Here is a 5,189-nt window from a genome sequence, read left to right as displayed (position 1 = left end):
ACCCGCGCCTGCGCGCCGGCCGCCCGGGCGAGGTTCAGATAGGCCTCGTCCTGCCCGCTCGCGTCGAGCACGCGCAGCCGCACCTCCGTCAGAATGCGGTCTGCGAAATCCGCACCCTCCGGCGGCCAGGGTCCGGGGCCGCCGTCGAGGACGGCCTTCAGCGCCGGGTCGTCCCACCCCGTCTCCAGCGCCTGGATCGCCACCGCGAAGCTCTCGGGCCCGTAATCCGAGATCCGCGCCTCCCAGCCCGCCAGCGTGTCGCGCAGGGCGACGCGCGCCTTCGGATCGAGATCCCCCATCAGCACGGCCTCGGCCATCATCCGACCGAGGTCCTCAAACAGCAGATAGCTCGTCTCGTCATCCTCGTAGCCGTAGTCGAGCCAGTCCTCGACCAGCGGTTCGGCCACCGCTTCGAGAATGCGCAGAGCGTTGCGGCCGTCGCCGGCTTCGAGGAACGGGACCGCCTTCTCCACCAGGGCGCGCAACTCGGCTTCATCGCCGTCGGCCCGGTAGCCGGCCCAGTAATTCGCCCGGCGGCCGTGCCCGGCGAGCAGGTTGCGGGCACGGTCGGCGATCGGCTGCGGGTCGATCGTGCCGTCTGCCGATGCTGCGTGCGGAGCGGTGGTGAGCTCCATCGCGATCCAGTCGATCAGGTCGGGGTCGCTGGTGGCTCGCCGCTGGATCAGATCCACGAGGGCATCCCGGTCGAGGGGTGCGAGCAGATCGGCCAGTGGCGGACGCTCGTCGAGGGCTTGCGGTGCCTCGATCAGCGTCAGAAGAGCCGCGATCACGTGCTTGCAGGCGCCTCCCCACTCGTAGGGGCAGGTGCAACTGGTCTGCGCGATACGGCCGTCCTCGATTCGGAGGACGACGCGATAGGGATCGATCTCGCTGCCCGCCACCTCGGCGGTGATCGTATCGCCCCGGGCCACGAGGCCGGAGACCGCACCGTCCTGATGATAAGCGAGGCCGCGCTCGCGTATCTCGGGAGAGGCGAGGTCGGCGATCGCGGATGGTTTCGGCAGCTTGCGCGCCATGCACGCCTCCATCGTGCGCGGCTGAAGGAACGCAGGCCCCGCGCCCGCGTTCGAACCGCGACCTCACAGCGGGACTCTTTCATGGCCAACGATATGATCAATGAAATCTTCAGCGGGCAGCCGAACCTGACCACCACCGAGCGGGCCGTGTCGGTCGCGCTGGGCCTCGGGATCGCGGCGGCGGCGGCGCAGCCCCGGCCGAACAAGATCCTCAGCCTGCTGGCATTGGTCGTCGGCGTCGGCCTGGCAGTGCGCGGCGCCACCGGCCACTGCGCCGTCAAAGCGGCCGCCGAACACCTCTGAGCGTTCCGCGGAGCCACGGGCCGCCTGAGCATCGTCGTTGCACGAGAGCCGGCGGCCCCCTTCGGGACGATGCGGTAGGCCACAAAAAAGGGGCGCCCTGCGGGGCGCCCCTTCGCGTTCCGGCGTACCGGACTTGGTCAGATAGTCGTGCTGCGGCGGCCGGCGATCATGCCGTAGATGAACAGCACCACGACGGCGCCCACGACGGCTCCGATGAAGCCCGCGCCCTGGTTCGGTCCGTACCAGCCGATGGCCTGGCCCAGGAAGGTCGCCACGAAGGCGCCGACGATGCCGAGGATCGTCGTCAGAATGAAGCCCGACGGCTCGTTCGGTCCGGGCATGAGGAACTTGGCGATGATTCCGGCGAGGAACCCGATGACGATGGTCCAGAGAATACCCATGACGAACCCCAAGGCGTGACAAGCGATGCCGTGTGAACGCACGTCGGTCGGAAGCGGTTGCTCGCAACTGCACATGAGGGGAGAATTTTCCGCCGGTTCCCGCGGCGCGTCGGCGCGCGGCCCTTTACGGCCGGCCCCGAGCCGCGGCAGATACCGGCGTTTCGCCGGCTGGAGACTAGAACTAGAATGAGCATCGAACGGATCGAACCGGGCTCGCGGATGTCGCAGGGCGCCGTCCACGGCAACACCATCTACCTCGCCGGCCAGGTGGCATCCGACCCGGTCGGCACCGGGGTCACCGCTCAGACCCAGAACATCCTGGTACAGATCGACCGGTTGCTCGCCGTCGCCGGCAGCGACAAGGATCACATCCTGTCGGCAACGATCTACCTCGCCGACATCGGCCATTTCGCCGAGATGAACGCCGCCTGGGATGCCTGGGTGTCCAAGGATCACCCGCCGGCGCGCGCCACCGTCGAGGCGCGGCTGTGCGATCCGCAATATCTCGTCGAGATCGTTATCGTCGCCGCGAGGCTGGCGTGATCGCGGCCGGGACGGGCCGAGTCGGACGATCGCTCCGGCGCCTCGTCCCAGCCCGCCATCGGGCGGCCCCGCGCGTGGGAAACGGCTTTCGGTCCCGGATGGCGGCGCTGTTTGCCGCCCTCCTCATCCTCGGCCCGGCCGCGCCCGTGCGGGCCGTGGAGGAGCGGGTCGTCAACATCTACAACTGGTCGGACTACATCGACCCGAAGGTGCTCGACGCCTTCACCCGGGAGACCGGGATCAAGGTCGTCTACGACACCTACGACAACAACGAGATACTCGAGACCAAGCTGCTGGCCGGCCGCTCCGGATACGACATCGTCGTGCCCTCGGGGCCCTATCTCCAGCGGCTGATCCGGGCCGGCGCCTTCATGCCGCTCGACAAGGCGAAACTGAGGAACCTCGGCAACCTTTGGCCCGAGATCGCGAGCCGGCTTTCCGTCTACGACCCCGGTAACACCTACGCGGTCGACTACATGTGGGGCACCACCGGCATCGGCTACAACGTCGCCGCCGTGCGCGAGCGCCTGGGTGCCAACGCGGCCCTGAACTCCTGGACCGTCGTCCTCAATCCCGCATCCGCGAACAAGCTCAAGGATTGCGGGATCATGATGCTCGACAGTCCCGAGGATCTGATTCCCAGCATGCTGCCGGTCTTCGGCGCAAAAGCCGATTCCAAGCGCTGGGACGACCTGACCCTGGTCACGGACGCGCTCTACAAGGTCCGGGGCACCGTGCGGAAGTTCCACGCCTCGGAATACATCCAGGCGCTGGCCAACGGCGATATCTGCGTGGCGGTCGGCTATTCGGGCGACGTGCTGCAGGCCAAGCGCCGGGCCGAGGAGGCCAAAAACGGCATCGAGATCGCGTATGTCGTGCCCAAGGAGGGGGCGCTGATGTGGTTCGACACCTTCGCGATCCCGAAGGATGCCGCTCACCCGGCCGAGGCCCTGGCCTTCATCGACTACATGCTGCGGCCCGAGGTGGCGGCGGCCAACACCAACTTCGTGGCCTATGCCAGCGGCAACCTCGCAGCGAAGAAGTTCGTGAAGCCCGAGATCTTGAGCAATCCCGGCATCTACCCCGACGAGGCGACAATGCAGCGCCTGTCGATCAACACCGCCTGGGACGACCGCACCCAGCGCTACGTCACCCGGCTCTGGACCCGGGTCCGTACCGGGCGCTGAAAAGAGAGGCCCGGCGCCGCTCGATGCGCCGGGCCTCTGGGGCGGGTCTAGTTCTTCAGGTCGTCCGGCACCTTGCCGCCGTTCTCGGCAAGCTTCTTCATCACCTGCTTGTGCAGCCAGATGTTCATCGACGCCGAGTCGTCCTTGTCGCCGGTGTAGTGCAGCTCGTCGGCGAGCTGCTTGCGCTCGGACAGGCTCGACTCGAGGCCGAGCAGCTTCATCAGGTCCACGATCGAGTGGCGCCAGTCGAGCTTCTGCCCGTTCTTCTCGGCGAGGCCGGTAAGCACCGCCTCCACGTCCACCGGCTCGCCGGTGCCCGTGCTGCCGGGGGCCGAAGGCGTACCCGAGCCGGCCGAGCCGCTGGCGGAGCCTGACGTGGACGCGGGCGCGGCGTCCGCGGAACCGCCGCCGAACGGATGGAGGATCTTGCCGACGATGCTGCCGAGGAGGCTCATAGGTCCGCTCCGATAATCGAGGCCCGACCTGTGCGCCGGGCGGGCTGTCAACCGGTTGTCGGCCCAGGCGTTCCGAGAATCGGTCTGCGCGGCGCTGAGACTATCCGCGGGCGCCGTGCAGCGCGATCCCCAGCAGAGTCAGGCCGACGATCAGGAAGATGCCGCTCCAGCGTTCGAGGACGACGGCGCGCGCCGGGTCGCGCAGCGAAAGACTCGCCAGACCCACACTGCAGACTAAGCACCCCAGGCTCATCGCGATAACCGACACGTTCCTTGTGGTCCGAACTCGACGGGTCCAGCCTTAATCAGATCTGGCCGCTGTGCGGCACCGAAGACCACGTAGTCAACGGAAAATGCACAGGGTTCGAGCTGAACAGGCTGGGTCGAGCGTGAACCTCTGACGCTCTCGATTTGAATATCAGTCGGAAAATCAATCCTGTCGCACCGCATTTGAAGGATATGTCGGTCGGATATTCGATTTTGGTTCCCCGTTGGTGTCGGCAGACGGCATGAACCGGCTAGGCCCACCGGATGAGGATCGAAGCACTCGCCTACCCCGCGGCAACCGGGGGTTCGACGCTCAACCCGCGCGCGACAGCGCGTCGGCGAGCACCGCAAGCTCCTCCGCGAGCGTGCCGCTCGGCACCGGGCGGCCGGCGCGGTCGTACCAGTAGCGCGCGTTGCCGGCATCGCCCTCGATCCGGTGGAGATGGGCGTGCACCCAGGCGGCCTCCGGCCCAGAGGCGTCCTGGACCAGGGCATGCGCCCGCGCCCAGGCGGCGTCGGCAGTCTCGCTGCCATCCTTGGCGAGCCACCAGAGGGCTGCGAGCGGCGCGGGCCAGGCCGAAGGCGGCTCGGATTCCGTCAACGTCGCCCCGAAGGCGGCCGGCAGGGTCTCGGTCATCGGGCACTCCTCCCCATCCGCGACGGGTCAGCCTCCGGCTGCGCGCTCCGGCAGCCAGCGGCTGCGACGCTGGCGGGCGGACCACGCGTAGCGGGTATCGCCGTCGAGGCGGTCGAGATGGTCCGAAAGCCGGTTGCGTTCAAGCCAGGCGAGCGCGGCCTCGAGTTCGGGCAGGGTCATGGTCGCGCGGCCCTTGCCGAGCACGCGTTTCAGAACCGCATTGTAGCGATGCGCGAGGTTGCCGCCGCGGGGAACGCGCAGCGACGCCTCGTCCTCCACGGCCTGGCCCGCCACCGCGACGGCGAGCCGCTGGCGCAGGGTCCGCTCGGTGACCGAGGGCGGCTCGGGCGCAGGGGCCA

8 protein-coding genes and 1 pseudogene are annotated in these 5,189 nt (G+C 68.2%); 3 read left to right on the top strand and 6 right to left on the bottom strand.

Annotation, left to right across the window (positions count from 1 at the left end):
• Positions 1-1,037 (bottom strand): SWIM zinc finger family protein (locus FV228_RS19660; RefSeq protein WP_187277826.1); only part of this gene is annotated, 1,037 nt, incomplete at its 3' end.
• Positions 1,038-1,118: 81 nt separating this feature from the next.
• Here FV228_RS19660 and FV228_RS19655 point away from each other — a divergent pair.
• Complete coding sequence (locus FV228_RS19655; RefSeq protein ID WP_147856160.1) at positions 1,119-1,340, top strand: YgaP-like transmembrane domain; 222 nt, start codon at positions 1,119-1,121, stop codon at positions 1,338-1,340.
• Positions 1,341-1,477: 137 nt separating this feature from the next.
• On the opposite strand, the gene FV228_RS19650 is transcribed toward FV228_RS19655, so the two are convergent.
• Positions 1,478-1,741 carry a GlsB/YeaQ/YmgE family stress response membrane protein gene (locus tag FV228_RS19650; RefSeq protein WP_147856159.1) on the bottom strand — a complete coding sequence of 88 codons (264 nt, stop codon included), beginning with the start codon at positions 1,739-1,741 and terminating at the stop codon, positions 1,478-1,480.
• A 186-nt stretch (positions 1,742-1,927) separates the two neighbouring features.
• On the opposite strand from FV228_RS19650, the gene FV228_RS19645 reads away from it, so the two are divergent.
• On the top strand, positions 1,928-2,284 hold the full coding sequence (locus tag FV228_RS19645; RefSeq protein ID WP_147856158.1) for a RidA family protein: 357 nt from the start codon (positions 1,928-1,930) through the stop codon (positions 2,282-2,284).
• 98 nt (positions 2,285-2,382) lie between these two features.
• Positions 2,383-3,471, top strand: a complete 1,089-nt coding sequence (locus FV228_RS19640) for a polyamine ABC transporter substrate-binding protein (RefSeq protein WP_147856157.1) — start codon at positions 2,383-2,385, stop codon at positions 3,469-3,471.
• Between the two features lie 47 nt (positions 3,472-3,518).
• On the opposite strand, the gene FV228_RS19635 is transcribed toward FV228_RS19640, so the two are convergent.
• From FV228_RS19635 to FV228_RS19625, 4 genes and pseudogenes are all read right to left on the bottom strand, one after another.
• The gene (locus FV228_RS19635; protein ID WP_147856156.1) at positions 3,519-3,926 is read right to left on the bottom strand and encodes a DUF3597 domain-containing protein; all 408 of its coding nucleotides are present in this window, start codon (positions 3,924-3,926) and stop codon (positions 3,519-3,521) included.
• Positions 3,927-4,026: 100 nt separating this feature from the next.
• Positions 4,027-4,194, bottom strand: a complete 168-nt coding sequence (locus FV228_RS33225; RefSeq protein ID WP_187277825.1) for a hypothetical protein — start codon at positions 4,192-4,194, stop codon at positions 4,027-4,029.
• Between the two features lie 312 nt (positions 4,195-4,506).
• Complete coding sequence (locus tag FV228_RS19630) at positions 4,507-4,830, bottom strand: hypothetical protein (RefSeq protein ID WP_147856155.1); 324 nt, start codon at positions 4,828-4,830, stop codon at positions 4,507-4,509.
• A gap of 27 nt (positions 4,831-4,857) precedes the next feature.
• Positions 4,858-5,189, bottom strand: a pseudogene (locus tag FV228_RS19625) (restriction endonuclease subunit R); the annotation flags it as partial.

Source organism: Methylobacterium sp. WL18 (genome assembly GCF_008040015.1).
GTDB lineage: Bacteria > Pseudomonadota > Alphaproteobacteria > Rhizobiales > Beijerinckiaceae > Methylobacterium > Methylobacterium mesophilicum.
Note: the sequence above shows the minus strand (reverse complement) of the source record. Positions and strands in the feature narration are given on the sequence as shown.

What these genes read in the sequence shown, in the direction of transcription:
- FV228_RS19655 (WP_147856160.1), top strand. Translation starts at nt 1,119, where the DNA reads ATGGCCAACGATATGATCAATGAAATCTTCAGCGGGCAGCCGAACCTG.
- FV228_RS19650 (WP_147856159.1), bottom strand. Translation starts at nt 1,741, where the DNA reads ATGGGTATTCTCTGGACCATCGTCATCGGGTTCCTCGCCGGAATCATC.
- FV228_RS19645 (WP_147856158.1), top strand. Translation starts at nt 1,928, where the DNA reads ATGAGCATCGAACGGATCGAACCGGGCTCGCGGATGTCGCAGGGCGCC.
- FV228_RS19640 (WP_147856157.1), top strand. Translation starts at nt 2,383, where the DNA reads ATGGCGGCGCTGTTTGCCGCCCTCCTCATCCTCGGCCCGGCCGCGCCC.
- FV228_RS19635 (WP_147856156.1), bottom strand. Translation starts at nt 3,926, where the DNA reads ATGAGCCTCCTCGGCAGCATCGTCGGCAAGATCCTCCATCCGTTCGGC.
- FV228_RS19630 (WP_147856155.1), bottom strand. Translation starts at nt 4,830, where the DNA reads ATGACCGAGACCCTGCCGGCCGCCTTCGGGGCGACGTTGACGGAATCC.